A 24,982-nucleotide genomic window follows, 5' to 3' on the forward strand; every position below is an offset into this window, starting at 1 on the left:
TCGCGTGCGCGGACCGATGGGGGCGCCCAGCGGCCGCTCTGTCAGAATCTCACGGGGACAAAGACAGCCGGGAAGGTGGGGACGACGTGGACCGAGTGCGGCCGCGCGATCTGGCGTTCCTCACCGACGAGTCTCCCGAGACCCCGCGTCACAACGCGACGATCGAGATCTTCGAGGGTGCCGACTCCGACGGCGGCGGCCTCGACTACCAGCGCCTCGTCTCCCTGATCCAGGACCGGATCGCGTTCGTGCCGCGCTACCGCCAGCGGGTGCAGCCCGTGCCGGGACGGCTCGCGAACCCCGTGTGGGTCGACGACGAGAACTTCGACCTCGGGTTCCACGTGCGGCGCTCGGCGCTGCCACGGCCCGGCACGTCGGCCCAGCTGCTGGAGCTGGTCTCGCGCATCGTCTCGCGACCGCTCGACCGCACCCGCCCGCTGTGGGAGATCTACTTCGTCGAGGGCCTCCAGGGCGGCCGGGTCGCGATCCTGTCCAAGACCCACCAGGCGCTCGTCGACGGCGTGCACACCGTCGACCTCGGCCAGCTGCTGCTCGACGCGTCGGCGACGCCCCGCGAGCTCGAGGCCGACGACTGGGCGCCGCGCCAGTCGCCCGCGCCCGCGAAGCTCGTCGCCGACGCCCTCCAGGAGACGCTCACGCAGCCGGAGGCCGTGCTCGACACCGCCCGCGGCACGTCTCTCGCGCTGCGCCGTACGGCGGAGGAGCGCACCCGCCGGGCCCGCGCGTTCCTCGGCGCGGTGACCGGCCGCCGCCCCAAGGGCGGCGGGGTGATGAGCGGCCCGCTGTCCCAGCAGCGGCGGGTCGTCACCGTCGACACGAAGCTCGCCGACTACCGCAAGATCCGCGACACGCACGGCGGCACGATCAACGACGTCATCCTCGCGACGATCGCCGGCGGCCTCCGCGCCTGGCTGATGACGCGCGCCGAGTCGCTCGGCGGGATGCGCCAGGTGCGCGCGGTGGTGCCGGTCTCGGTCATCGACGAGGAGCTCGAGGCCACCTCTCTCGGCAGCCAGATCGCCGCGCACTTCGTCGACCTCCCCGTCGGCGAGCCGAGCCCGATCGTCCGGCTGCACCAGGTGTCGTACTCGTTCCAGGCCCACAAGGACACCGGGCGCAGCGTCGCCGCCAACCGGCTCGCCGGCATCGCCGGCTTCGCGCCGACGACGTTCCACGCGATCGGATCGCGGGTCGCGGCTGAGGAGCTGCGCCGCGGCTACCACCTCTCGATCACCAACGTCCCCGGGCCGCAGGCGCCGCTCTTCGCCGCCGGCGCCCGGATGGTGGCCAGCTTCCCGGTGCCGCCGCTGGTCGCCGGCCACCCGCTGGTCATCGGCGTGACGTCCTACGACGGCGGCGTCTACTACGGCATCACCGCCGATCGCGACTGGGTCCCCGACGCCGACCTCCTCGGCATCTGCCTGCGCGAGGCGCTCGACGAGCTGCTCGACTCCTCGTCCTCCGGCCGTCAGCGCGCGCCGCGCGGGCGACGCCGTACCAAGAAGCCCGCGGACGGCGCGGAGTCCTGATGCCGCGCGTCTACGTCCCCGCCACCCTTGCGACGCTGGGGGAGTACGTCGCCGCCGGCCGGGTGCCGGCCGCCACGGAGCGGGTGGTGGCGCCCGCGGACGACGAGGAGACCGAGTACGCCGCGCTGATGACCGCCGCCGACCTGTCGGCCGAGGCGGTGTCCGGTGACGGGCGCCGGGTCGTGATCACCGTAGAGACCGCGGGCGACGGCGGCGGCGACCTCGCCTGGGCCGACGTCGTCGCGGTGCACGCCGACACCGAGCCGTTCACGGACCCCGACGACGACCTCGCGTGGTTCGCCACCCAGGAGGTCGGCGACCTGCTGGCCGGGGCCGGCTGATGCTGGTCCTGCGCAAGGTCCCGCGCGGCGGCTCGCGGCTCTCCGCCGGCCTCACCGCCGCCGAGACGACGACCGCCCTCGCGATCGCGCACACCGCCGCCGGTGGCGAGCTCCCCAGCGGCGGCTGGCTGCTGGCCGTCGCCGCGACGGTGTACGGCGCCGCGGGCCTCGTGCTGCGGGGCCGGGCGCCCCTGCGCGTCGCCGTGCCGGCGCTGGTCGGTGTCCAGGTCCTGCTGCACGCGTGGCTCGTCGCGCTCACCGTCGAGCACGCCGGCCACGCCGCGCACGAGGCGGTCGGGGGAGTCCTCGGGCTCTCGTGGTCGATGCTCGCCGCCCACGTGCTCGCGGGCGCGGTCACCGCGCTCGCCCTGGCGCTGCGCCGGCGCGCGGTCGCCGTACTCCTGTCGTGGCGGGTCCAGCCCCGTCTTGCCGTCCCGTTGCGGACGGCCCCTGTCGTCGAGGCGTCCCGCGTCCTCGTCGCTCGCCTGCTCGCTGCCGTCGCGCCGACGCGCGGTCCTCCGGTCGCCGCCCGCGCGACCGCCTGACCGAGCACCGAGACACCTGTCCGTCGGTCGGGCGGTGGCTTCTGCCCACCCTCACACCGACAGACAAGGAACCACCATGCACCACCGCTCCATCCGCCGCGCCCTGCTGCCGACCCTCGCTGCCGGCGGCATCGTCGTCGCCACCGCGGCCGCCCCGGCCTCGGCCCACGTGACGGTCACTCCCGACACCACGGCGGCCGGCTCCTACGCCGTGCTCACGTTCAGCGTGGGCCACGGCTGCGAGGGCTCGCCGACCACCGCGATCGAGATCGCGATGCCCGAGCAGGTCCTCCAGGTCACGCCGACCCGCAACCCGTCGTGGGACGTCGAGAAGGTCTCCGAGCAGCTCGACGAGCCGGTGACCGACGCCCACGGCAACGAGGTCACCGAGCGCGTCGCCCAGGTCGTCTACACGGCCCGGACGCCGCTGGCGGACGGCTACCGCGACACGTTCGAGCTGTCCCTCCAGCTGCCCGACGCCGAGGGCGAGACGCTGACCTTCCCGGTCGTGCAGAAGTGCGAGCAGGGCGAGACCGGCTGGGTCGAGACCCCCGCCGAGGGGCAGGACCCCGAGGAGCTCGAGCGCCCCGCGCCCGCGCTGACCGTGACGGCAGCCGACGGCGCCGGTCACGGCGCCGAGACCGCGACCGAGGAGGAGGACACCGACTCCGACGGTGCAGGGTCCTCCGCGGACGCCGAGGGGTCCGACGAGTCCGGTGACTCGGACGGCCTGGCGATCGCCGGCCTGGTGGCCGGCATCGCAGGCGTCGTCGTCGGCGGCGCGGCGCTCGTCCGGAGCGGCCGCACGTCGTCCTGAGGATGACCATGCGTGCGCCGGCGCGACTGCTTGCCGCCGTCCTGCTCGCCGTGCTCGCGGTGGGCGGGACGGCCGCGCCCGCGTCGGCGCACGCCACGCTCGTCAGCACCGATCCGGCCGACGGCGCCGTGCTGCCGGAGGCGCCGGGCGAGGTGACGTTCACGTTCGACGAGAGCGTCTCGCTGGTCGCCGACGGACTGTTGGTCTACGACGCCGCGGGTGAGCCGGTCGAGGCCGAGGCCTCGGCCCGCGACGCGGTCGTCACCGCCGACCTCCCGGACGGTCTCGACGACGGGACCTACGTCGTCACGTGGCGGGTCGTCTCCTCCGACGGCCACCCGATCGCGGGGTCGTTGACGTTCCACGTCGGCGAGCCGAGCGCGAGCGTGCAGCCCCCGCAGACACCGACCGCCGACGACGGTGGCGGGCTGCGCACGACGATCGCGATCGTGCAGGCGCTGGGCTACCTCGGCCTGCTCGTGGCCGCGGGCCTCGTCGTCTTCCTGGGCTGGACCGCCCGCGGGATCCGGCTCCGCGAGGTCGTACGGCGCCGCCTGCTGCTCGTGCTGCGCTTCGGTGCGGCCCTCGCCGTCGCCGCGGCGGCGCTCGGGGTGCCGCTCGCAGGTGCCTACCAGCAGGGGATCGGCCTGCGCGGCCTGGGGGACGCGGCGTCGTACGACATGGCGCTCGTGGGCGACCAGGTCACGGTGCTGGTGCTGCAGCTGGCCGGGCTGGGTCTGGCCGTCGCGATGACCGCGCGCGAGCGCGCGACCCCGTCCCTGGTCGGCGACCTCGGGGCGGCGGTCGCGGTGTGGTCGCCGGCTCTCGTCGGCCACACGCGCGCCTACGAGCCGGTCTCGCTGCTCGTCGTCACCGACGCCCTCCACCTCTCCGCCGCGGCCGTGTGGCTCGGCGGTCTCGTCGGCCTGGTGCTCACGCTCGCGTCGTTCGGCGGCCGGGCCCATGAGGCGGCGCGGTTGGTGAGCCGGTTCTCGACCGTGGCGGCCGGCTTGCTGGCCGCGCTGGTCGTGTCCGGCGTGCTCATGGCCTGGCGGATCCTCGGCTCCTGGAGCGGACTCGTCGACACGACCTACGGCCGGCTCCTGCTGGTGAAGCTCGGCATCGCGGTCGTCGTGGTGGCGGTCGCCGCGTGGAACCGGCTCCGGCTGGTGCCCGCCGTCGCGGCGGGAGGCACGCACGAGCGCGGCAAGCGAGCGTCGGCGCTGGTGCGCCGCGCGGTCGCGGTCGAGGCCGTGCTCCTGGTGGCGCTGCTCGGGGTGACCGGGTTCCTCACCGGCCGGCCACCCGCCGGCGACGCGAGCGCGCCGCCGGCGACCGCCGACACCGGCGTCGTGACCGGCACGGCCGACGACCTGCGGGTGCTCGCGCTGCTCGACGACGCCGCCGGGCGCCAGCGCCGGCTGTCGATCCAGGTGCAGGACCGGACCGGCGAGCCCGTCGACCTCCCCGCGCCGCCGGAGGTCTCGCTGCGCAACGCCGAGGTCGACCTCGGCCCGGTGCGCGTGGTGCCGGTGGCTTCGGGCACCTACGTCGCGGCGGTCGCGTTCCCGGCGCCGGGGGAGTGGGAGGTCCAGGTGAGCCTGCGGGTGGGGGAGTTCGAGAACCCGGTCACCACGGTGACGGTCGAGGTGGAGTGAGCTCGCTGCGCCGCGGCTGTGCTTGGCTGTGCGCGCCGCGGTGGTCGCGGTTCAGGCGGCTGGGCACGAGAGAGCACCGCGGTTGGTCCCTGCCCGCGGTCGGGTGCGAGGTCTCCGGTCGTGTGCCCGAGAACGCGCGGAGACGGGTGTTCAGGCACACGACCGCGTCAGCAACGGCGCAATGCGGGTCGTGGGGCACACGACACACGCGAGAACAAGGCCCTCCGGCACACGACTCCCGCACTCGACGGCCTCAGGCACACGACCCACCGTCGTGCCCAGCCGCTTGAAGGGCAACCACCGCGGCGCCCGCGACCGACGGCATCAACCAGCCCGCACCGCCACCTTCACCGGCACCGAGTGCAGGAACCCGTCCACCCGCACCTGCACGAAGAACCGGTAGTCGCCGGGCTCCTCGAACGTCGTGTGGAACGTCAGGACCGTCCCCTCGTCGGTCTGCTCCGGCGCGCCGTACGGGTGCACGTGCACGAACCGGTCGCCGTCGACCTGGAAGCCGGTCACGTGGGCGGCGGCGCCGAGATAGCTGCCGAGCTGGAGCGGGTTGCCGTCGAGGTCGCTGACGACCAGCCGCAGCCGGCCGTCGGGGCCGACCTCGCCGTCGCCGTCGGACGTCACCCGCACCACCCCGTCGTCGCCGTCGGTCGTGGGGACGGTCGTCCCCGCCGGGGTGCCGGGCACGTCGACCTCGGTGCCGAGGACGACAGGGCGTGGCGAGCCGGTGGGCGTGAACTCCGCGATCACCCGATAGGACCCGGGCTGCCCGAGGTCGACCCGGGTCGACCAGGTGCCGTCATCGTCGAGCTCGGGGTGGAGGTGGCGGAACTCGGACAGGTCGGTGCGCACGACGTAGAGGTGCAGGAGCTTGGTCTGCTCCTCCTCGAAGTCGGTCACCGGGCCGTCGGGGCCGAGGATCCGGAAGCCGAGCCGCCGGGTGCCCGACGCCGGGCCCGCGATGCTGGTGGCGTCGAGCCGGTAGCGGCCGGCGACCTCGGTCGTGCCGTCACCGAGCGGTCCCGCCGCGGCGTGCTCCTGGCCGGGCGCGTGCGTGTGACCCTCACCGGGGGCCGCCGGGGTGAGCACGATCCGGTCGGGGTCGGCGGCGGGCTCCTCGTCGGAGCAGCCGGCGGCCAGGCCGAGGACCAGGAGTCCGGCGAGCAGGGAGGGGGTACGACGCGGCACGCAGCCAGTGTGCTCGCACCTCAGCGCGGCGCAAGGAGCGGGGCACGTGCCCCGGATCACAACGCGGCGACGTCCGAGGCGCGTCGGCCGCGCTACGGCGCGGCCGTCAGGAACAGGAACGCGGCGAACAGCACGAGGTGCACCGCGCCGTTGAGCGGCTTCCCTCGCCCGGGCACCACCGTGAGCACCGCGACGACCGACGACAGGAGCAGCAGCACCAGCTGGAGCGGCTCGAGACCGAGGGCGAGCGGGCCGTCCAGCCAGATCGACGCCACGGCGATGCTCGGGATGGTGAGACCGATCGACGCCATCGCCGATCCGTAGGCGAGGTTGAGGCTGATCTGGACGCGGTCGCGGGCCGCCGCGCGGACGGCCGCGATGCTCTCCGGAAGCAGCACGAGCAGCGCGATGACCACGCCGACGACGGCGTGGGGGAGTCCCATCGCGGCGACGGCGTCCTCGATCGCGTAGGACTCGACCTTCGCCAGCCCGACGACGCACACGAGGGCGACCAGCAGCAGCCCGGCGCTCGTCAGCGCCTCGCGATCGGTCGGTGGGTCGGCGTGGCTGTCCTGGTCGGCGTCAGCGGGATTCGCGCCCACGGCGGGGGCGCCGGTCGCGACCGGCAGGAAGAAATCGCGGTGCTGGACGGTCTGGGTGAAGACGAACACGCCGTACAGCGCGAGGGAGGCGACGGCGGCGAACGCCAGCTGCGAGCCGGTGAAGACCGGTCCGGACTCGCTGGTCGTGAACGTCGGCACCACCAGGGTGAGGCCGGCCAGCGCGATCACGGTGGCCAGCGCCGATCCGGTGCCCTCCGGGTTGAACACGGCGAGGCGGTGGCGCAGGGCGCCGACGACGAGAGCGATCCCGACGATGCCGTTGACGGTGATCATCACCGCCGCGAACACGGTGTCCCGCGCGAGCGTCGAGGTGTCGCCGCTGCCGGTGATCATCAGCGTGACGATGAGCGCGACCTCGATCACCGTGACCGCGACCGCCAGCACCAGCGACCCGAACGGCTCGCCCACCCGGTGCGCGACCACCTCCGCGTGGTGGACACCGGCCAGCACGGCAGCGACCAGGGTCACGCCGACCAGGGTGTTGCCGATCGGGCCGGGGTGGGTGCCCCAGGAGAACGCAAGGACGATCGCCGCCACCACCGGCGCGACCACCGTCCACCCGAACCGGCCGGACGTGGTCGCGTTCATGGGCGTCAGTGTAGGGAGGCGGAGGTCGCCGACTCGGTCCGGAGGGCCCCCTCGCCGTACCCTTGAACCCATGTCTTCCCTGTCCACCGAGCCGACCGTCGAGAGCCTCTTCGACCGCCTCGAGCCGCACCTGCTGTCGGTGTCCAAGCCGATCCAGTACGTCGGCGGCGAGCTCAACTCGGTGAGCAAGCCGTGGGACGACGTGGAGGTCCGCTGGACCCTGATGTACCCCGACGCCTACGAGGTCGGCCTGCCCAACCAGGGCGTGCAGATCCTCTACGAGGTGCTCAACGAGCGGCCGTGGATCCTCGCCGAGCGCACGTACGCCGTGTGGCCCGACATGGAGAAGGTCATGCGCGCCGAGGGGATTCCGCAGTTCACCGTCGACGGCCACCGGCCGGTCGCTGCCTTCGACCTGTTCGGCGTCAGCTTCTCCACCGAGCTCGGCTATACCAACCTGCTCAACGCGCTCGACCTGGCGGGGATCCCGATCCACGCGGTCGACCGCACCGACGATCACCCGATCGTGCTCGCCGGCGGCCACGCGGCGTTCAACCCCGAGCCGATCGCCGACTTCCTCGACGCCGCAGTCCTCGGCGACGGCGAGGAGGTCGTGCTCAAGATCTCCGAGGTCGTGCGCGAGTGGAAGGGCGAGGGCAGCCCCGGTGGCCGGCTCGAGATCCTGCGCCGGCTCGCGGCGTCCGGCGCGGTCTACGTGCCGCGCTTCTACGATGTGTCGTACGACGACAGCGGGGCGATCGCGGCGGTCGTGCCCAACCACCCGGACGCCCCCGAGCGGGTCCGCAAGCACACCTTGATGGACCTCGACGCGTGGCCCTACCCGCGCAACCCGCTGGTGCCGCTCGCCGAGACCGTGCACGAGCGGTTCTCCGTCGAGATCTTCCGCGGCTGCACGCGCGGCTGCCGCTTCTGCCAGGCCGGCATGATCACCCGCCCGGTGCGCGAGCGCTCGATCGAGACGATCGGCGCGATGGTCGACAACGGCGTCAAGAAGACCGGCTTCGAGGAGGTCGGCCTGCTCTCGCTCAGCTCCGCCGACCACACCGAGATCGGCGACGTCGCCAAGGGTCTAGCCGACCGCTACGACGGCTCCAACGTCTCGCTGTCGCTGCCCTCGACCCGGGTCGACGCCTTCAACATCACCCTCGCCAACGAGTTCTCCCGCAACGGGCGGCGCTCCGGCCTGACGTTCGCGCCGGAGGGCGGCAGCGAGCGGATGCGCAAGGTCATCAACAAGATGGTCACCGAGGACGACCTGATCCGCACGGTCGCGGCGGCGTACTCCCACGGCTGGCGCCAGGTGAAGCTCTACTTCATGTGCGGCCTGCCCACCGAGACCGACGACGACGTGCTCCAGATCGCCGAGCTCGCCAAGCGCGTGATCGCGAAGGGTCGCGAGGTCTCCGGTCGCAACGACATACGCTGCACGGTGTCGATCGGCGGGTTCGTGCCCAAGCCGCACACCCCGTTCCAGTGGGCCGCGCAGCTCGACCACGAGACCACCGACGAGCGGCTGCGCAAGCTCCGCGAGACCGTGCGCGCCGACAAGAAGTACGGCCGCGCCATCGGCTTCCGCTACCACGACGGCCAGCCCGGCATCGTCGAGGGACTGCTGTCCCGCGGCGACCGCCGCGTCGGCCGGATCATCGAGCAGGTCTGGCGCGAGGGCGGCCGCTTCGACGGTTGGAGCGAGCACTTCTCGTTCGAGCGGTGGACGGTCGCCGCCGACCAGGCGCTCGCCGGCACCGGCGTCGACCTCGAGTGGTTCACCACCCGTGAGCGCGACTACGACGAGATCCTGCCCTGGGACCACCTCGACTCCGGCCTCGACAAGGACTGGCTGTGGGCCGACTGGGAGGACGCCCTCGCAGTCGCCGACGGCTCCTCCGACGTCGAGGTCGAGGACTGCCGCTGGACGCCCTGCTACGACTGTGGCGTGTGCCCGGAGATGGGCACGGAGATCCAGGTCGGGCCGACAGGGAAGAAGCTGCTTCCGCTCAGCGTGGTGTGAGCTCAGGCTGCGCCGACCAGGTCGACAGCGTGCTCCTCGGCCCAACGCGCCAGGGCCAGGAGGGGACCGGTCGCGAACGACGTCCCCAACGGTGTGAGGTCGTAGGTGGAGCCGCTGTCGGCAACACGGCTCACGAGTCCGGCGTCGATGAGACGGACGAGCGACTCGTGCAGCGACTTGTCGCTGATGCCGCCGATGCTGCGCAGCAGATCCCGGCGCGGTGCAGCGCCGCCGCGCAGCGTCGCCAGCACCACCGGATCCCAGGTGTGGGAGATCAACCCGGCGCCGAGGCGGACATGGCAGTCGGCCCCGAAGGGCACGCAGTCGTCACTGGGCACGGTCGCCATCCTCTCGCGAAGACTCCTACGGATCGGTAGGAGCAACTCTCCTAGCGTCGCAGGCATGACCAACACGTCGAACAAAACACTTCGCACCGACAGCCTTCGCATCGCACTCATCGGCACCGGCAATCTCGCCTCGACGCTGGGAGAGGCCTGGGCCAGGTCTGGCCAGGCCGTCTCCGTCTTCGGCCGTTCCTTCGACCGCGCAACAGATCTGGCGAGGAAGATCGGTGCCACGGCAGTCACGGCTTCGTCGGTCCCGACCCACGATCTCGTCGTGCTCGCCGTGTCACCGGACGGCGTCCAAGAGGCGTTGACGATCGTCGGGGCACCCGACGGTGCGCTCGCCGGGCTGCCGTTGGTCGACACCACCAATGCGATCGATTGGGGGACCGGCCGGCACCTGGTGCCGAGTGGTGCGTTCGCCGAGCAGGTCGCCCGCTGGGCACCGGGTTCCCTCGTGGTCAAAGGCCTTCAGACGTACGCCGGGCACATGTGGCTCGACAGCCCGGACCCCGAGCGGACAGTCGCGCTCTGTGGGGACGACCCGCAGGCGCTGGAGGTCGTGAGCCGCGCCGTCACGGCGCTCGGGGGGCGGAGCCTCGTCGTCGGCGGGCTCGATGCCGCTCGGCAAGCCGAGGAAGCGACGGCGTTCGTCGCACGGATCGCCGCGGCGGGCGGCAACCCACGCCTGACGGTCCCCGATCTCCGACAGGCGGGCTGATCTGTCGCGACTCGCTACCTTGGCTGCGTGGCGACGCTCATCCATCTCAACGGCGCCCCCGGAGTCGGCAAGAGCACGATCGCCGAGCGCTACGCCGCCGAGCATCCCGGGGTCCTGAACTGCGACGTTGACAGGCTCCGGTGCTTCATCGGGGGCTGGCGGGAGGACTTCGTGGCAACGGGCGGGCTCATCCGCCCGGTGGCGCTGGCGATGATTGGCGCTCACCTCGACGAAGGCCGCGACGTCGTACTTCCTCAGATGCTGGCGCGCGACGACGAGCGGGAGAGGTTTCGCGCCGCTGCCGTCGATGCAGGGCACTCCTACGTGCACCTCGTGCTTCGCGCTCGCCCGGGTCTGGCTGGTGAGCGCTTCTACGGTCGGTCGCTGTCGGACCCGCTGCACGCGGTGATCCGCGGCGTCGTCGACCGGGACGGTGGCGGGTCGGCGATCGAGGACTGGGAGCGGCGACTGGTCAGTGCCAGTGCGCCGGATGCGATCCACGTGGACGCGGACGGCGACATCGACGTCACGTATGGACGGGTGGTCGCCGCGGTCGAGGAAGCTGCCGCTGGCAGGATCATCCGGTGACGAGCATCGACGTACGCCGCGCGGCGCCTGCCGATGACCTGCTCATCGCCGACCTACGGCGGGCCTGGACCGAGGAGAACCACGGCGGGCCGGTCGACGACCCGGGGTTCGAGGAGCGGTTCGCAGCCTGGGCCGACCGGGAGCGCGATCAGCGGATCACCTGGCTCGCCGTCGCCGGCGAGCAGCCGGTCGGCATGCTGAACATGCTCGTGTTCGAGCGGATGCCGTGGCCGGGACAGGGTGGAGCCGTCGACCGGCCGGGCAGCTGGGGGTACGTCGCGAACGTCTACGTGCGAGCCGAGCAGCGCAACGCCGGCATCGGGGCGCAGCTCGTCGCTGCGTGCGTCGAGCACGCCGACAGCAACCGCTTCGCGCGGATCGTGCTCGCGCCTAGCGAGCGGTCGGTCCCGTTCTACGGACGTCTCGGGTTCCGGCCGGCCGCCGACCTGATGGTCCGCCCGTCACCGCATCCCTGACCGACAGCGGACGTGCCAGAATCCACGCCCGTGAGCCACTTGCTCGACCTCGCCTCGCGGAAGCTCTGGCGGGTCACCGGTCGCCAGGTCGATCTGGAGGGCGACGAGTCGTGGCTCGCCGCGCCGACCAGCCGGACGGCGACGGTGGGCGACGCGTGGCTGGAGGCCGAGGCCCAGCGGCTGGGTGGGTGGCTGGAGCACGGGAGCCCGGCCGCGGGGCTGCTCCCCACGATGGCCGTGCTCGACGGTCCGGGCTTCGACTCGGCCCGGCTGCGTCCGGAGATCCGCGACTTCTACGAGCACACGGCCGCCTGGCAGATGGAGGTGTGGACCGGCTGGTCGCCGGTGTTCTGGCCCGCGGGCGAGCTCGTCGCGCGCCTGTACGGCAGGAGGGTGGAGCAGCTCGCCCTGCCGATGCGACCTCTCGACGTCGCGCACGGCATGGGCAGCGAGATCACGCTGATCCGGGACCGCGAGGGCACACAGGCGGCGGCCGCGTGGCTCCGGAGGCTGCGCAGCAGCGGCCGGCACGTGTTCAGTGGCAGCTACTCGGCACGCCGCCTGCCCGGTGCCGACCGGCCGAGCGTGCACGTCGCGTTCCCCCTCGAGTCGGGCAACGTCCAGGTCTTCCTCCGGCCCTCGATCACCGACGACGGCGGGCTCGTCCTGGAGTCGCCGCCCGGTGGTTCGGAACGGACGGCGCGTACGTGGTCGTCCGCGACGGACCGGACGGCACCGACTACGCGTCGCGCGCGCCGCTCCACGAGACGTTCAGGGTGTACGTCGACGGCGCCGGCGTCGTACGCACCGACCACGAGATCCGCTTCCGCTCCACCTGGGCGATGCGGCTGCACTACAAGCTGGAGCGAGCGACGTGACCGTCCACACCTTCCACCTGGCCCAGGTCCCGGCCGCCGTCGGCGTGCGCGCGCTGTCCCGTCCGCCGGCCGCGACGAGCGTCCCGGGCCTCGACCACGCGGAGAGCCTCGCGCTCATGCGGCTCGGGGCGCCCACCGTGTCGCCGGACCGGGTCCAGCTGCGCCGGCTCGCGATGTTCGCGCAGTGGCAGGACGAGGGCGCCGTCGACCGCTTCCTGGCCGACGACCCGCTCGGTCGTCACCTCGCTGCGGGGTGGCACGTTCGGCTGGAGTACCTCCGGCGGTGGTCGACCCTTGCGGCGCTGCCCGACCTGCCGGTGCGCGCCGGCGCCTGGGAGCCGGACGAGCCGGTCGTCGCCGTCACCGTGGCGCGGATGCGGATCCCCGAGGTGCCGCGGTTCCTCAGGTGGGGCAAACCCGTGGAACGCCTCGTGCGCGACCATCCGGGCACCACGCTCGCGCTCGCCGGCTTCCGGCCGCCTCGGACCATCTCGACGTTCTCGGTCTGGCGGACCGTGCGCGAGATGGAGGAGATGGTGCGCGGTCGATCAGCGGTCGCAGAGCCCGAGCGGCACGCCGCTGCGATGGCCGAACGGCGGCGCCGCGACTTCCACCACGAGTTCGCCACCTACCGGTTCCGCCCGCTCTCGGAGCACGGCTCGTGGGAGGGCCGGACGGCCATCGTCCCCCAGCGCTGACGGCCGATCAGCGCTTCGATCCCTCCAGGCTGCCCCGGACCCGGTGCTTCGGGTGCCCCACGCTGCACGTGATGGCCTTGTCGCCGAGCAGCTTCCACGACCGTGAGGTCGGGAAGTAGTAGAAGATCTCGAGCTCCGACGATGCGTAGGACGTGCCCACGAACTCGCGGAACGCGGGGAAGCACCGCTGGACGGCCCGGTCCACGGCGGCCTTCCCCGGATAGTCCTCACCGGGGATCTGGAAGGTCGCGTAGACCTCGAGGTCGTGCTCGTCCTTGCACGGCAGCAGCGTGACGGTGTCGGAGTAGATCACCTCGTCGCCGGCCGTGCGCATGTTCGGGTCGTTGAAGCAGTCGTGCTCCCGCAGCTTGAGGGGAGCGATCTGGGTCGGCTCGCCCGACTCGCGGGCGTCCTCCGCCTCCTCCTCGAGGGAGTCGTTGATGCCGTCCTGGATGCCCTCCCAGAAGTCGTCGTTGGTGAGGAGGAAGACCTGGCCGACGGTGCCTGCGAGCCCGAGGACCAGCGTCAGCACCGCGAGCCACCGCGGCTGGAACCGCCCGCGCACGAGCGTCACGACGGCGAGCACCGCGGCCACGAGCGGCAGCACGGGGATGCAGCACACGACCGCGAGCCCGAAGGCGGTCCAGCCGAGCGCGGTGTCGCCGGCGGTGCTGCCGCTGGGTGGCGGCGGCGCCGAGGCGAAGGGGTTCTGAGGCGGAGGACCCGGCGGCGGAGGGGGTGGCGGGGGCGGGCCGTCCTGGGGCGGTCCGGGCGGGGTCAGGTCGCTCACTGATGCTCCTCGGCGCCGGGGGCCGGAGCGGCGCTGCGACGTACCGTAGACCAGACCGGCTCCGAGCAACCCGCGGGTGGGTCCGTGCGTCCACTCGTCGACGGACACGACCGACCACCTCTCGGAGGATCCCATGCCACGCGCCCTTTCAACCGCCAGCGTCATCGTCGCCCTGCTCGCCGCCGGCGGCCCGCTCGCCGCGACCCCGGACGGCCATGCCAGTGCCGTCCGGCAGGAGGGGACAGCGCGCTGCTTCGGCCAGGAGCCGACGATCGTCGGTGACGGCGAGCTCGAGGGCACTCCCGGTGACGACGTCATCGTCGCCACGACGGTCCGGACGATCGTGCGCGCCGGCGCGGGCGACGACCTCGTCTGTGGCTCGCGCCGGGTCGACGCCGGGACGGGCCACGACAAGATCGGGTACGACGAGCCGCTCCCGGGGATGACCTACATCTTCATCCGCGGAGGTGCCGGTGACGACCTGATCCGCTTCCGCGGCACGCAGCACATGGACACCTGGGGCACCCGATGGGGCGTGTTCGGCGGCCCGGGTGCGGACCTCATGAAGGGGCAGGACGGGAGCCACATCTTCGACGGTGGCGACGGCGCCGACGTGCTCATCGGCGGGCCGGGCGGCGACGCGGGCCTCGCGGGCGGGGGCGGGAAGGACAAGGTCTTCGGCGGTCCCGGCCAGGACACGGCGCACGGTGGCGCGGGCCGCGACGTGCTCCTGGGTGGAGCGGGCCATGACGACCTCGCCGGCGGGCACGACCGGGACGTCGCCGACGGCGGCGGTGACGAGTTCGACGTGTGCGTCGCCGAGGTCGAGCGCGACTGCGACGCCGACGACTGGGTGTGACCGCACCGAGGAGCGGGACCGGCCAGGTGCCCGACGCTGGCGGTGGGATCAGCCGTGCGATCCGCGCAGCGGATCGCCGTCCGCGTCGACGAGCAGGCAGGCGACCTTGTCGCCGGTCTCCGGCTCGGCGAGCTCGGTGAGCGCGAGCAGCCCGTAGGCGTCCTGGCGCAGCAACGCCTTCTGCTCGGGACTGAAGAAGTCGCGGCAGTACTCGTCGGCCTGGCCCTCGCGGTCCATGTCGTACGACGCCGCCTCCTCGCGATCGAGCACGTTGGCCGCGAGCACCTCGGCGTCGTGCGAGGTGGCGCAGTCGACGACCTCCATGTCGGAGACCGGGTCGTCGTTCGTCAGGTCGAGTCCCGCGCCGATGAGGCACTGACCGGCCTCCAGGTCGTTGGCGAAGAGCTCCTCGCTGCCGCCGTCACCGTCCGAGCCGACCACGGCGACGAACGCGATGACGGCGCCCGTGCCGATGCCCGCGACGGCGATCGCGATCCCGATGATGATCGCGACCGCCCGTCCCGTGTGCCGGGTCGGCACGGCCGGCGCTGGTTCCTCGCTGACGGCCGTCCCCGCCGGCTCGTACGGCGTGAAGCCGCCGCCGTCGCCGTACGGGGTGTTCATGGCGGGTGGCTAGAGGAGCGGCTCGGTGAGCTTCTCTTCGCTCTCGACGTAGCAGACGAGGTGGTCGCCGTTCTCGACGTTGTCCGGGTCCTCGAGGACCGCGTTGTACTCGAGGTCCGGGTGCTCGTTGAGCGTCGCCATGTCCTCCTCGTCGATCAGCGTCTGGCAGAAGAGAGACATCTGCTCGGTGATGTCGGCGCGGTTGTCGTCGTCGACCGTGGTGGTCGCGACGATCTCGCCGTCGTGCTCCTCCGTGCACTCCTTCTTGGTCATCGTGACCGTGTTGTCCTCCTCGTCGATGTTGACGCACTGGCCGACCTCGGCGTTGCCGGGCGTGACCAGGGTGTTGCCGAGGATGACGACGAAGACGATGACGGCGGCGCCGGCGAGAAGGCCGATGATGCCGAGGACCAGGCCGAGCACGGCCGCCCAGCGACCCTTGCGCTGCCCGTTCTTGGTGCGAGAGAGGCCGATGAACCCCAGCACGATCGCGACCGGGCTGCAGCACACCAGGCTGGAGACGAACGCCGCGATGGACAGGCCGTCGGTCTTGGTCGGCTCCGAGCCGAACGCCTGACCGCCACCGGGGGCGCCGTACTGACCGCCGCCGGGGGCGCCGTACTGCGGCGCGCCGTACTGCGGCTGCTGCTGGCCGTAGGGGTTCTGGTCGCCGCCCGGAGGGCCGTAGGGATTGCTCACGGCGCGCACTCTAGACCCTGCGGGCGCGTGTCGGCGGCCTCCTTCAGGATGAACCCATGCGGCACATCGACGACGACGAGCGCCGGGCGCGCCTGGCCCGGCGGGCGGGCCTCGTCGGCGGCCACCCCGACGTGCTGTCCGCCACGACCGCGATGACCGTGCTGCACGCCACCGAGGCGGCCACCGTCCACCTGGCGCTGTGGGCGCGGGTGCCCGGGGTGACCGTGGCCGACGTCGACGCCGCGCTGTACGACGACCGCACGCTCGTGAAGCAGCTCGCGATGCGCCGCACCCTCTTCGTGTTCCCCCGCGACCTGCTGCCCGCGGCGTGGGGGAGTGCCGCGGCTCGCGTCGCCGCCCAGCAGCACCAGCAGGTGATCAAGTTCGTGACCGCCGGAGGGTTCGCCGACGACCCCGAGGCCTGGGCGGCGGAGGCGTACGCGGCGACCCTCGCGTGCCTCGCCGACGGTGTCCCGCGCTCCACCGCCGAGCTGCGAGCTCAGGTGCCCGTCCTCGACGGCCGCTTCGTCATGGGCACCGTTGACAAGAAGTGGGGCGGCGAGTTCCCGATCGGCCGCTGGGTGATCGGCACCCTGGGCGCACGGGGACGGGTCGTCCGGGCGACCAACGCCGGCCACTGGCGGCTCAACAGGCCGACGTGGACCTCCACCGAGCGCTGGCTCGGCACATTCGACGAGCCGTGGGCCGCCGACGCCGGCTACGCCGAGCTGGTGCGGCGTTGGCTCCGCACGTTCGGGCCGGGCACCGAGGCCGACATCGTCTGGTGGCTGGGGGCGACCAAGACCATCGTCCGCCGCGCGCTCGCCGACGTCGGCGCGGTGGCGGTCGGGCTCGACGGTGGCGGCCAGGGGTGGGTGCTGCCCGACGACGTCGACCCGGTCGACCCCGTGGAGCCGTGGGCGGCGCTCCTCCCGACGCTCGACCCCACGGTCATGGGCTGGCGCGAGCGCGGGTTCTACCTCGACCCCGCACACACGCCGTACCTGTTCGACACCAACGGCAACGCCGGCAACACCGCGTGGTGGGACGGTCGCGTCGTCGGGTGCTGGGTCCAGGACGACGCCGGCGTCGTCCACACCGTGCTGCGCGACGACGTCGGCGCCGCCGGTCGCCGGGCGCTCGCCGCGGAGGCGGAGCGGCTGACCGCCTGGCTCGACGGCGTGCGCATCACCAACGTCTACGCCTCGCCGCAGATGAAGTCCGCCCGCCTGCCCTGACCTACGATCAACGCTCGTGAGTCGTCAGCAGCCCGAGCAGCAAGCCCCGCCGGTCCAGCGGCTCCGGGTCCGCTACACCAAGCGCGGCCGGATGCGCTTCAGCAGCCACCGCGACGTGAGCCGCGCGGTCGAGCGCGCCGTCGTGCGGGCGGCAGTGCCGATGGCCTACTCCTCCGGTTTCCACCCGCACCCGCGGATCTCCTACGCCGGGGCGTCGCCCACGGGCGCCGCGAGCGAGGCCGAGTACCTGGAGCTCGGCCTGGCCGAGGTACGCGATCCCGACGAGGTCGGGCGCGAGCTCGACGCGGCCCTGCCCGACGGGCTCGACGTCGCCGCTGTCGCCGAGTCGCCCGGCGGCTCGATCGCCGACCTGTTGCAGGCCAGCGAGTGGGAGATCGCCCTGCCCGACCTCGCCGCGGGCGACGTCGCCGCGGCGGTGGACGCGTTCCTCGCCACCGAGTCCGTCGAGGTCGAGCGGATGACGAAGAAGGGAATGCGGACGTTCGACTGCCGGGCGGCCGTGGTCCGACTCGGTACGGCGGCCGCCGACCCGGTGAGCCTGGACCTGGTGCTGCGGCACACCGTGCCGGCCGTCCGGCCCGACGACGTCCTCGGCGGGATCCGGTCGGTGACGGGCCTCGACGTGCCGGCCCACCCTCTGCTCACCAGGCTCGCCCAGGGGCCGCTCGACGAGGCGACGGCCGAGGTCGGCGATCCGCTGGCCTGACCGGTGCCGGGCGCGCTGGATCCGGCAGGATGCTGGCCGCTCCACCCGGTTGTGCGATACTCGCCACAGGTCGACACGGCCGCGAACTCACCAGATCGCGCCGATCGATCCGACGACGTTCTCGCCGGCCCGCAGGAGACTGACGGACCGGCACAACGGAGAGTGATCCACCACCCGACGCGACGCAACCGAGCGACCGCGGCAGGTGAGGGACGCCCTCTGGTGACGCATTGCGGAGGGTGTCGTGCCACCGAAGGCTTAGCCGCTGCGGGCGGGTGCTCCCCACGCGCACGGCATTGACACACCGGCGCATCCGCTCCGGTGGAGGAGCAGCACATGGCTGACGACCGCACCGTCGACACCAACAACGAGACCGACGTCCCCGAGACCGGCTCCCCGGCGCCCGAGGCGCAGCCCACCGCCGAAGCGCCGGCGCCGAAGAAGAAGGCGGCGTCGAAGAAGACCACCGCGAAGAAGACGGCGGCCAAGAAGGCCCCGGCCAAGAAGAAGGCCGCGCCAGCCGCCGAGCCCACCGACGCCGCGGCTGCCGACGAGACCGCGCAGGCGGTTGCCTCCGTTGAGGGCGTCGAGACGCCCGCCGCGCCCGTCGCGGCCCCGGCCAAGAAGGCGACCCGCAAGCGCGCGCCGGCCAAGAAGACGGCTGCCAAGAAGGCGGCGGCTCCCGAGTCGGACACCGACACGCCGACCGACAGCCCGACCGAGGCGGCGACCGAGGCGGAGTCCACCCCGAGCGGCACGCTGCCGCTCTTCCAGGCACCGGAGAAGGTCGCGCCGAAGAAGAAGGCGGCGTCCAAGCCGAAGGCCGCGGCTGCCAAGGCCGCAGCAGGCGAGGACGAGAAGGTCCAGGGCGAGAAGTCCGAGGAGAAGTCCGACGGCGAGACCCAGGGCGAGAAGCCGAAGCCCAAGTCCGGCGGCCAGAAGAAGTCGGCCGGCCAGAAGCCGAAGCAGGCCAAGGGCGACGCCGCGGACAGCGACGAGGCCGAGGGCGACCAGCCCGATCAGGCCGACGGCGACCAGGGCGAGGAGTCCGGCGAGGGCGGCGAGGGAGGGGGCTCGTCCTCCGGCCGGCGCCGTCGGCGCCGCGGCGGCCGCCGTCGCCGGAAGCCGGGCTCGGGCAACGGCGGGGCCGACAACGGCGACGACGCCGACGACGAGGGCTCCGACGGCGAGCAGGGTGATGCGGAGGACGCGGACGCCGTACCTGCCGACGACGAGAAGGCCGACGGCGATCCGCGCGACGGCGACGGGCAGGGCCAGGGCGGCTCCTCCTCGTCCCGCCGGCGCCGCCGCCGTCGTCGCGAGGGCGAGGCCGGTGACTCCGGCGGCGACGACCCCAACACCGTCACCCGGGTGCGCAAGGCGCGCTCGCCCGAGGACGAGATCACGGCCGTGTCCGGCTCGACGCGGCTCGAGGCCAAGAAGCAGCGCCGCCGCGAGGGCCGCGAGGCCGGCCGGCGCCGCGCGCCCATCGTCAGCGAGGCCGAGTTCCTCGCCCGCCGCGAGTCCGTCGACCGGGTGATGGTCGTCCGGCAGCGCAAGGACCTCACCCAGATCGGCGTCCTCGAGGACAAGGTGCTCGTGGAGCACTACGTCGCCCGCGAGTCGCAGACGTCGCTGATCGGCAACGTCTACCTCGGCCGCGTGCAGAACGTGCTGCCCTCGATGGAGGCCGCGTTCGTCGACATCGGCAAGGGCCGCAACGCCGTTCTCTACGCCGGCGAGGTCAACTGGTCGGCGCTGGGCCACAAGGAGGGCACCCCGCGCAAGATCGAGTCGGTGCTCCAGTCGGGCCAGCCGATCCTCGTGCAGGTCACCAAGGACCCGATCGGCCACAAGGGCGCCCGGCTCACCAGCCAGGTCAGCCTGGCCGGACGCTTCCTCGTCTACGTGCCCGACGGCACCACCAGCGGCATCTCCCGCAAGCTGCCCGACACCGAGCGGGCCCGCCTGAAGTCGCTGCTCAAGGAGATCGTCCCCGAGTCGGCGGGCGTCATCGTGCGCACCGCGGCCGAGGGCGCCTCCGAGGAGGAGCTCACCCGCGACGTCGAGCGGCTCAAGGCCCGCTGGGAGGACATCGAGAAGAAGGTCGCCAAGGGCAACGCGCCGCAGCTGCTCTACGGCGAGCCCGACCTCACCCTCAAGGTGGTCCGCGACCTCTTCACCGAGGACTTCAGCAAGCTCGTCATCCAGGGCGACGAGGTCTGGGACACCGTGAGCGAGTACGTCGGGCAGGTCGCCCCCGACCTGGCCGACCGGCTCGAGAAGTTCGACACCGAGGGCGGGGCCGACGTGTTCGGCGCCTACCGCGTCGACGAGCAGATCGCCAAGGGCCTCGACCGCAAGGTCTGGCTGCCGTCCGGCGGGTCGCTGATCATCGACCGCACCGAGGCGATGACGGTGGTCGACGTCAACACCGGCAAGTTCACCGGCTCCGGCGGCAACCTCGAGGAGACCGTCACCAAGAACAACCTCGAGGCGGCCGAGGAGATCGTGCGCCAGCTCCGGCTGCGCGACATCGGCGGCATCATCGTCGTCGACTTCATCGACATGGTGCTCGAGTCCAACCGCGACCTGGTGCTGCGGCGCCTCGTCGAGTGCCTGGGTCGCGACCGCACCCGTCACCAGGTCGCCGAGGTCACCTCGCTCGGCCTGGTCCAGATGACGCGCAAGCGCATCGGGACCGGCCTGCTCGAGGCGTTCAGCGAGAACTGCTCGCACTGCCAGGGCCGGGGCCTGATCGTCCACGACCTGCCCGTCGCACCGCGCGGTGGCGGCAGTGGCAACGACGACGACGCCCGGCGCTCGCGCCGGCGTCGGGGCAAGGGCCAGTCCGACGGCGACAACGGCTCGCAGGGCGCGCCGGCCGCGTCGAAGGCCGTCCCCTCGCCGAAGGACGTCGCCGCGATGGCGAAGCCGCCCGCCGCCGAGGAGGAGGGCGCCGAGGGCCAGGTCGAGCCGGTCGTCGCCGACGTGGTCGAGAGCGTCGAGGCCGAGACCGAGGTGCCGGACGTCAAGCCCGAGGCCGGCGCCGAGGCAGGTGCCGAGGCCGGCGTCATCCCGCCGACCCCGGAGCCCGACCCGGTGCCGACGCCCGAGCCCGTGCCGACTCCCGAGCCCGAGCCGACGCCCGAGCCCGAGCCGACCCCGGAGCCCGAGCCGACCCCGGAGCCGGCCCCGCCCGCCCCGCCGACCGTCGTCACCCGGACCCGGCGCCGGGCGGCGAGCCGCCCTGCCGGACCGCCCGCGCCGGCCGCCGAGAGCGCGACCGACGCGGCTCCGGAGCCGCCGCAGGAGCCGGCGGACGCCGTACCCGCGGCGGACCAGGGCGAGGAGCCTCACGTCGAGCACGTGCCCATCAAGAAGAAGGGCGCCCGCAAGCGCTGATCGGCGCCCGGACGGGGCGCCGCCGAATTGCTGTCGGTGGCGCCCGCCCGTACTATTGAACGTCGGTGCGCTCCGGTGCGCCTTTCTGCCTGGCATCGTGGTCCGGGTCCCTCACGGGAGTCGGACCGTCGTGTGCCGCAGACCAAAGCTCAAGGAAACCAGACGGAGGAGACCGCGGTGTACGCGATCGTGCGCGCAGGCGCGAAGCAGCAGAAGGTCGCTGTCGGCGACGTCATCGAGATCGACAAGGTCTCCACGGCGGTCGGCGACACCTTGACCCTGCCCGTGGTCATGACCGTCGACGGCGACAAGGTCACCACGACCGGTCTGGACAAGGCGGGCGTGACGGTCGAGGTCCTCGGCGCGACCAAGGGCCCGAAGATCGTCATCCAGAAGTACAAGAACAAGACCGGTTACAAGAAGCGCCAGGGTCACCGCCAGAAGTACACCCAGGTCAAGGTCACCGACATCACGCTCTGAGTCTCGCGGCTCACTCCACCTGAAGGACTGAACAGATGGCACACAAGAAGGGTGCAGCTAGCACCAAGAACGGCCGCGACTCCAACGCCCAGCGGCTCGGCGTCAAGCGGTACGGCGGCCAGGTCGTCAACGCCGGCGAGATCATCGTCCGCCAGCGTGGCACCCACTTCCACCCGGGTTCCGGCGTCGGCCGTGGCGGCGACGACACCCTGTTCGCGCTGATCCCCGGTGCGGTCGAGTTCGGCAAGAAGCGCGGCCGCAAGGTCGTCAACATCGTCCCGGGCGACGTCAACTGACGTTCCCCCAGCGACTCGTGGAAGGGCGTCCCTCTGGGACGCCCTTCTTCCATTTCTCCTGAAAGACTGAACCCATGGCTGTTCCCACGTTCGTCGACCGCGTCCAGCTGCACGTCGCAGCGGGCAGCGGAGGCAACGGCGTCGCGTCGGTGCACCGGGAGAAGTTCAAGCCGCTCGGCGGCCCCGACGGCGGCAACGGTGGTCCCGGCGGATCGGTGATCCTTCGGGTCGATCCCGACGTCACCACGCTCGTCGACTACCACCACAGCCCCAAGCGCAAGGCGGAGTCCGGCGGCCACGGCGCCGGCGACCACAAGAACGGCGCCCACGGCGCCGACCTCGTGCTGCCCGTCCCGTCCGGGACCGTGGTCAGCGTGCCCGGTGGCGAGGTCCTCGCCGACCTGGTCGGGCCCGGAGCGGAGCTGGTCGTCGCGCAGGGCGGGCGCGGGGGCCTCGGCAACGCGGCGCTGGCGTCGAAGAGCCGCAAGGCTCCCGGCTTCGCGCTGCTCGGCGAGCCCGGCGAGGAGCTCGAGATCGTGCTCGAGCTCAAGGTCGTCGCCGACATCGGCCTGGTCGGCTTCCCGAGCGCCGGCAAGTCGAGCCTGATCGCGTCGATCTCGCGGGCCCGGCCCAAGATCGCCGACTACCCGTTCACGACGCTCGTGCCCAACCTCGGCATGGTCACCGCCGGCGACGTCACGTTCACCGTCGCCGACGTACCCGGCCTCATCGAGGGCGCGGCCGAGGGTCGCGGCCTCGGCCACGACTTCCTGCGGCACATCGAGCGGTGCGCGGCGATCGTGCACGTGCTCGACACCGCGACCCTCGAGCCGGGGCGCAACCCGGTCGACGACCTCGACACGATCGAGAACGAGCTGCACCGCTACGGCGGCCTCGACGACCGGCCGCGGCTGGTGGCCCTCAACAAGGTCGACGTGCCCGACGGGCGTGAGATCGGTGCGATGGTCGTCGACGAGCTGCGCGAGCGCGGCCTGCGGGTCTTCGAGATCTCCGCCGCGTCCGGCGAGGGCACCCGCGAGCTGACGTTCGCGATGGCGGAGATCGTGAAGGCCGCCCGCGCCGAGAAGGAGACCGAGGTCGAGGAGCGGATCGTGCTCCGGCCCAAGGCCGTCGGCGGCCCGGAGTTCACCGTGACCAAGACCGGCGCCGGCTGGCGGGTGCGTGGCACCAAGCCCGAGCGCTGGGTGCGGCAGACCGACTTCAGCAACGACGAGGCCGTCGGCTTCCTCGCCGACCGCCTCAACCGGCTCGGTGTCGAGACCCGCCTGCTCGAGCTCGGGGCTGAGGAGGGTGACGCGGTGCTCATCGGCGACCCCGACGACTCCGTGGTGTTCGACTTCAAGCCCGGCATCGACGCCGGTGCCGAGAACCTGGCCCGTCGTGGTGAGGACTTCCGCTTCCAGGAGGACCGGCCCGCTGCCCAGCGGCGTCGGCAGATCCAGGAGGCGCTGCCCGAGCGGAGCGAGACCGAGACCCGCGCCGACGTGGCACGCCGGATCGACCGGCCCGACGAGTACGGTCCGCAGTCGTACGAGATCGGCTCCGAGGACGACCCGGACGTCGTGTCCGACGAGGACGCGTGGCTCGAGAACGACCCGGAGGCGGCAGCGGACACGGAGGACGGCGCGAACGACGGCGCGGAGGACCGGGGGTGACCAGCCGGGACGTCGTGACCGGCGCGCGCCGGGTCGTCGTCAAGGTCGGGTCGTCCTCGCTGACGACCGCCGCAGGCGGCATCGATCCCGCCCGCGTGAGCGCACTCGTCGACGTGCTCGCGGAGACCCGGGAGCGCGGCGCCGAGGTCGTGCTCGTCTCCTCCGGAGCGATCGCGGCCGGCCTGGCGCCGCTCGGGCTGAAGCGGCGGCCGCGCGGCCTCGCCGCCCAGCAGGCGGCGGCGTCGGTGGGCCAGGGCCTGCTCGTGCACCGCTACACCGAGGAGCTCGCGCGACACGGGCTGGTCGCGGGCCAGGTCCTCCTGACGCTCGACGACGTCACCCGCCGCTCGCACTACCGCAACGCCCACCAGACGGTGACCAAGCTGCTCGAGCTCGGCGTGCTGCCGATCGTCAACGAGAACGACACCGTCGCCACCACCGAGATCCGCTTCGGCGACAACGACAGGCTCGCCGCGCTGGTGGCCCACCTGGTGCACGCCGACCTGCTGCTCCTGCTGTCCGACGTCGACGGCCTGTACGACGGACCGCCCTCCCGTGCCGGCGCGAGGCTCGTCAGCGACGTGCGCGGCGAGGCGGACCTCGCCGGCATCTCCATCGGCTCCGCGGGATCGGCCGGCGTCGGCACCGGCGGCATGGTCACCAAGATCGAGGCCGCGTCGATCGCCACCGAGTCCGGCATCCCGGTCGTGCTGACGTCCGCCGCCAACGCGGCGACCGCGCTCGCCGGCGAGGCCGTCGGGACGCTCTTCCACGCCACCGGCAAGCGTCGGCCGACCCGGCTGCTGTGGCTGCGTCACGCGACGGAGTCCAAGGGAGCCGTCACGCTCGACGCGGGCGCCGTACGCGCCGTCGTGGACCGGCGCGCCTCGCTGCTCGCCGCCGGGATCACCGGCGTGAAGGGCGAGTTCACCGCCGGCGACCCGATCGACCTGCTCGCGCCCGACGGTGTCGCGGTGGGCCGGGGCCTGGTGAACTTCGACGCCGGCGAGCTGCCGGCGCTGCTCGGCCGCTCGTCGAAGGAGCTCAAGAAGGAGCTCGGCGCGGCCTACGAGCGCGAGGTCATCCACCGGGACGACCTCGTCCTGCTGTGAAGTCCACCTAGGATCTC

At 72.8% G+C, this 24,982-nt stretch carries 25 protein-coding genes; 19 read left to right on the top strand and 6 right to left on the bottom strand.

The window, feature by feature from the left end:
* Window positions 1–86: 86 nt before the first annotated feature.
* From HNR19_RS06380 to HNR19_RS06400, 5 genes are all read left to right on the top strand, one after another.
* On the top strand, window positions 87–1,550 hold the full coding sequence (locus HNR19_RS06380; protein ID WP_179667134.1) for a wax ester/triacylglycerol synthase family O-acyltransferase: 1,464 nt from the start codon (window positions 87–89) through the stop codon (window positions 1,548–1,550).
* The gene (locus HNR19_RS06385; RefSeq protein WP_179667135.1) at window positions 1,550–1,891 is read left to right on the top strand and encodes a DUF6912 family protein; all 342 of its coding nucleotides are present in this window, start codon (window positions 1,550–1,552) and stop codon (window positions 1,889–1,891) included. Before HNR19_RS06380 ends, HNR19_RS06385 begins: the two co-directional genes overlap by 1 nt.
* The gene (locus HNR19_RS06390) at window positions 1,891–2,436 is read left to right on the top strand and encodes a hypothetical protein (RefSeq protein ID WP_179667136.1); all 546 of its coding nucleotides are present in this window, start codon (window positions 1,891–1,893) and stop codon (window positions 2,434–2,436) included. The genes HNR19_RS06385 and HNR19_RS06390 overlap by 1 nt, the downstream gene beginning before the upstream one ends.
* 76 nt (window positions 2,437–2,512) lie before the next feature.
* On the top strand, window positions 2,513–3,253 hold the full coding sequence (locus tag HNR19_RS06395) for a YcnI family copper-binding membrane protein (RefSeq protein ID WP_179667137.1): 741 nt from the start codon (window positions 2,513–2,515) through the stop codon (window positions 3,251–3,253).
* Between the two features lie 8 nt (window positions 3,254–3,261).
* On the top strand, window positions 3,262–4,911 hold the full coding sequence (locus HNR19_RS06400) for a copper resistance CopC/CopD family protein (RefSeq protein WP_179667138.1): 1,650 nt from the start codon (window positions 3,262–3,264) through the stop codon (window positions 4,909–4,911).
* Between the two features lie 324 nt (window positions 4,912–5,235).
* Here the strand turns inward: HNR19_RS06400 and HNR19_RS06405 are convergent, their stop codons facing one another.
* Window positions 5,236–6,111 carry a hypothetical protein gene (locus HNR19_RS06405; RefSeq protein WP_179667139.1) on the bottom strand — a complete coding sequence of 292 codons (876 nt, stop codon included), beginning with the start codon at window positions 6,109–6,111 and terminating at the stop codon, window positions 5,236–5,238.
* A 92-nt stretch (window positions 6,112–6,203) separates the two neighbouring features.
* Complete coding sequence (locus tag HNR19_RS06410; protein WP_179667140.1) at window positions 6,204–7,322, bottom strand: calcium:cation antiporter; 1,119 nt, start codon at window positions 7,320–7,322, stop codon at window positions 6,204–6,206.
* A gap of 70 nt (window positions 7,323–7,392) precedes the next feature.
* Here HNR19_RS06410 and HNR19_RS06415 point away from each other — a divergent pair, with 70 nt between their 5' ends.
* Window positions 7,393–9,354, top strand: a complete 1,962-nt coding sequence (locus HNR19_RS06415) for a TIGR03960 family B12-binding radical SAM protein (RefSeq protein ID WP_179667141.1) — start codon at window positions 7,393–7,395, stop codon at window positions 9,352–9,354.
* A 2-nt stretch (window positions 9,355–9,356) separates the two neighbouring features.
* On the opposite strand, the gene HNR19_RS06420 is transcribed toward HNR19_RS06415, so the two are convergent.
* On the bottom strand, window positions 9,357–9,692 hold the full coding sequence (locus HNR19_RS06420; protein ID WP_343047080.1) for a winged helix-turn-helix transcriptional regulator: 336 nt from the start codon (window positions 9,690–9,692) through the stop codon (window positions 9,357–9,359).
* A gap of 64 nt (window positions 9,693–9,756) precedes the next feature.
* Between HNR19_RS06420 and HNR19_RS06425 the strand changes: the two genes are divergently transcribed.
* The 5 genes from HNR19_RS06425 to HNR19_RS06445 all read left to right on the top strand — a co-directional run bounded on the left by HNR19_RS06425 (window position 9,757) and on the right by HNR19_RS06445 (window position 13,059).
* Window positions 9,757–10,419, top strand: coding sequence for an NADPH-dependent F420 reductase (locus HNR19_RS06425; RefSeq protein ID WP_179667143.1), 663 nt, complete (start codon window positions 9,757–9,759; stop codon window positions 10,417–10,419).
* Window positions 10,420–10,446: 27 nt separating this feature from the next.
* Window positions 10,447–11,007: an AAA family ATPase gene (locus HNR19_RS06430; protein ID WP_179667144.1), complete on the top strand. Its 561-nt coding sequence runs from the start codon at window positions 10,447–10,449 to the stop codon at window positions 11,005–11,007.
* Window positions 11,004–11,483, top strand: a complete 480-nt coding sequence (locus HNR19_RS06435; RefSeq protein WP_179667145.1) for a GNAT family N-acetyltransferase — start codon at window positions 11,004–11,006, stop codon at window positions 11,481–11,483. Before HNR19_RS06430 ends, HNR19_RS06435 begins: the two co-directional genes overlap by 4 nt.
* Window positions 11,484–12,190: 707 nt before the next feature.
* On the top strand, window positions 12,191–12,361 hold the full coding sequence (locus HNR19_RS22305; protein WP_218910899.1) for a hypothetical protein: 171 nt from the start codon (window positions 12,191–12,193) through the stop codon (window positions 12,359–12,361).
* Window positions 12,358–13,059, top strand: a complete 702-nt coding sequence (locus HNR19_RS06445; RefSeq protein WP_179667146.1) for a hypothetical protein — start codon at window positions 12,358–12,360, stop codon at window positions 13,057–13,059. The genes HNR19_RS22305 and HNR19_RS06445 overlap by 4 nt, the downstream gene beginning before the upstream one ends.
* Window positions 13,060–13,066: 7 nt before the next feature.
* Here the strand turns inward: HNR19_RS06445 and HNR19_RS06450 are convergent, their stop codons facing one another.
* Window positions 13,067–13,849: a hypothetical protein gene (locus HNR19_RS06450; RefSeq protein ID WP_179667147.1), complete on the bottom strand. Its 783-nt coding sequence runs from the start codon at window positions 13,847–13,849 to the stop codon at window positions 13,067–13,069.
* Window positions 13,850–13,982: 133 nt separating this feature from the next.
* Here HNR19_RS06450 and HNR19_RS06455 point away from each other — a divergent pair, with 133 nt between their 5' ends.
* Window positions 13,983–14,708, top strand: a complete 726-nt coding sequence (locus HNR19_RS06455; protein WP_179667148.1) for a calcium-binding protein — start codon at window positions 13,983–13,985, stop codon at window positions 14,706–14,708.
* A 48-nt stretch (window positions 14,709–14,756) separates the two neighbouring features.
* On the opposite strand, the gene HNR19_RS06460 is transcribed toward HNR19_RS06455, so the two are convergent.
* Window positions 14,757–15,332, bottom strand: a complete 576-nt coding sequence (locus HNR19_RS06460) for a hypothetical protein (protein ID WP_179667149.1) — start codon at window positions 15,330–15,332, stop codon at window positions 14,757–14,759.
* Between the two features lie 9 nt (window positions 15,333–15,341).
* Window positions 15,342–16,031, bottom strand: coding sequence for a DUF4190 domain-containing protein (locus HNR19_RS06465; RefSeq protein WP_179667150.1), 690 nt, complete (start codon window positions 16,029–16,031; stop codon window positions 15,342–15,344).
* A 56-nt stretch (window positions 16,032–16,087) separates the two neighbouring features.
* Between HNR19_RS06465 and HNR19_RS06470 the strand changes: the two genes are divergently transcribed.
* The 7 genes from HNR19_RS06470 (at window position 16,088) to proB (ending at window position 24,965) form a co-directional block, all read left to right on the top strand.
* On the top strand, window positions 16,088–17,269 hold the full coding sequence (locus HNR19_RS06470) for a winged helix DNA-binding domain-containing protein (protein WP_179667151.1): 1,182 nt from the start codon (window positions 16,088–16,090) through the stop codon (window positions 17,267–17,269).
* A 16-nt stretch (window positions 17,270–17,285) separates the two neighbouring features.
* Window positions 17,286–17,996: a TIGR03936 family radical SAM-associated protein gene (locus tag HNR19_RS06475; RefSeq protein WP_343047081.1), complete on the top strand. Its 711-nt coding sequence runs from the start codon at window positions 17,286–17,288 to the stop codon at window positions 17,994–17,996.
* A 336-nt stretch (window positions 17,997–18,332) separates the two neighbouring features.
* A complete protein-coding gene (locus tag HNR19_RS06480; protein WP_179667152.1) occupies window positions 18,333–21,401 on the top strand; it encodes an Rne/Rng family ribonuclease in 3,069 nt (1,022 codons plus the stop codon).
* Window positions 21,402–21,578: 177 nt separating this feature from the next.
* Complete coding sequence (gene rplU, locus HNR19_RS06485) at window positions 21,579–21,881, top strand: 50S ribosomal protein L21 (RefSeq protein ID WP_179667153.1); 303 nt, start codon at window positions 21,579–21,581, stop codon at window positions 21,879–21,881.
* Window positions 21,882–21,916: 35 nt separating this feature from the next.
* On the top strand, window positions 21,917–22,177 hold the full coding sequence (gene rpmA / locus HNR19_RS06490; protein ID WP_179667154.1) for a 50S ribosomal protein L27: 261 nt from the start codon (window positions 21,917–21,919) through the stop codon (window positions 22,175–22,177).
* Between the two features lie 74 nt (window positions 22,178–22,251).
* Complete coding sequence (gene obgE / locus HNR19_RS06495) at window positions 22,252–23,853, top strand: GTPase ObgE (protein WP_179667155.1); 1,602 nt, start codon at window positions 22,252–22,254, stop codon at window positions 23,851–23,853.
* A complete protein-coding gene (proB, locus tag HNR19_RS06500; RefSeq protein WP_343047082.1) occupies window positions 23,850–24,965 on the top strand; it encodes a glutamate 5-kinase in 1,116 nt (371 codons plus the stop codon). Before obgE ends, proB begins: the two co-directional genes overlap by 4 nt.
* Window positions 24,966–24,982 lie beyond the last annotated feature (17 nt).

Source organism: Nocardioides thalensis (assembly GCF_013410655.1).
In the GTDB taxonomy this organism is placed as follows: domain Bacteria; phylum Actinomycetota; class Actinomycetes; order Propionibacteriales; family Nocardioidaceae; genus Nocardioides; species Nocardioides thalensis.

Bases quoted from the DNA above. Each gene is read 5' to 3' on its own strand.
- HNR19_RS06385 (WP_179667135.1), top strand. From the start codon at position 1,550: ATGCCGCGCGTCTACGTCCCCGCCACCCTTGCGACGCTGGGGGAGTAC.
- HNR19_RS06390 (WP_179667136.1), top strand. From the start codon at position 1,891: ATGCTGGTCCTGCGCAAGGTCCCGCGCGGCGGCTCGCGGCTCTCCGCC.
- HNR19_RS06395 (WP_179667137.1), top strand. From the start codon at position 2,513: ATGCACCACCGCTCCATCCGCCGCGCCCTGCTGCCGACCCTCGCTGCC.
- HNR19_RS06400 (WP_179667138.1), top strand. From the start codon at position 3,262: ATGCGTGCGCCGGCGCGACTGCTTGCCGCCGTCCTGCTCGCCGTGCTC.
- HNR19_RS06410 (WP_179667140.1), bottom strand. From the start codon at position 7,322: ATGAACGCGACCACGTCCGGCCGGTTCGGGTGGACGGTGGTCGCGCCG.
- HNR19_RS06415 (WP_179667141.1), top strand. From the start codon at position 7,393: ATGTCTTCCCTGTCCACCGAGCCGACCGTCGAGAGCCTCTTCGACCGC.
- HNR19_RS06425 (WP_179667143.1), top strand. From the start codon at position 9,757: ATGACCAACACGTCGAACAAAACACTTCGCACCGACAGCCTTCGCATC.
- HNR19_RS06455 (WP_179667148.1), top strand. From the start codon at position 13,983: ATGCCACGCGCCCTTTCAACCGCCAGCGTCATCGTCGCCCTGCTCGCC.
- HNR19_RS06460 (WP_179667149.1), bottom strand. From the start codon at position 15,332: ATGAACACCCCGTACGGCGACGGCGGCGGCTTCACGCCGTACGAGCCG.
- HNR19_RS06470 (WP_179667151.1), top strand. From the start codon at position 16,088: ATGCGGCACATCGACGACGACGAGCGCCGGGCGCGCCTGGCCCGGCGG.
- HNR19_RS06480 (WP_179667152.1), top strand. From the start codon at position 18,333: ATGGCTGACGACCGCACCGTCGACACCAACAACGAGACCGACGTCCCC.
- rpmA (WP_179667154.1), top strand. From the start codon at position 21,917: ATGGCACACAAGAAGGGTGCAGCTAGCACCAAGAACGGCCGCGACTCC.
- obgE (WP_179667155.1), top strand. From the start codon at position 22,252: ATGGCTGTTCCCACGTTCGTCGACCGCGTCCAGCTGCACGTCGCAGCG.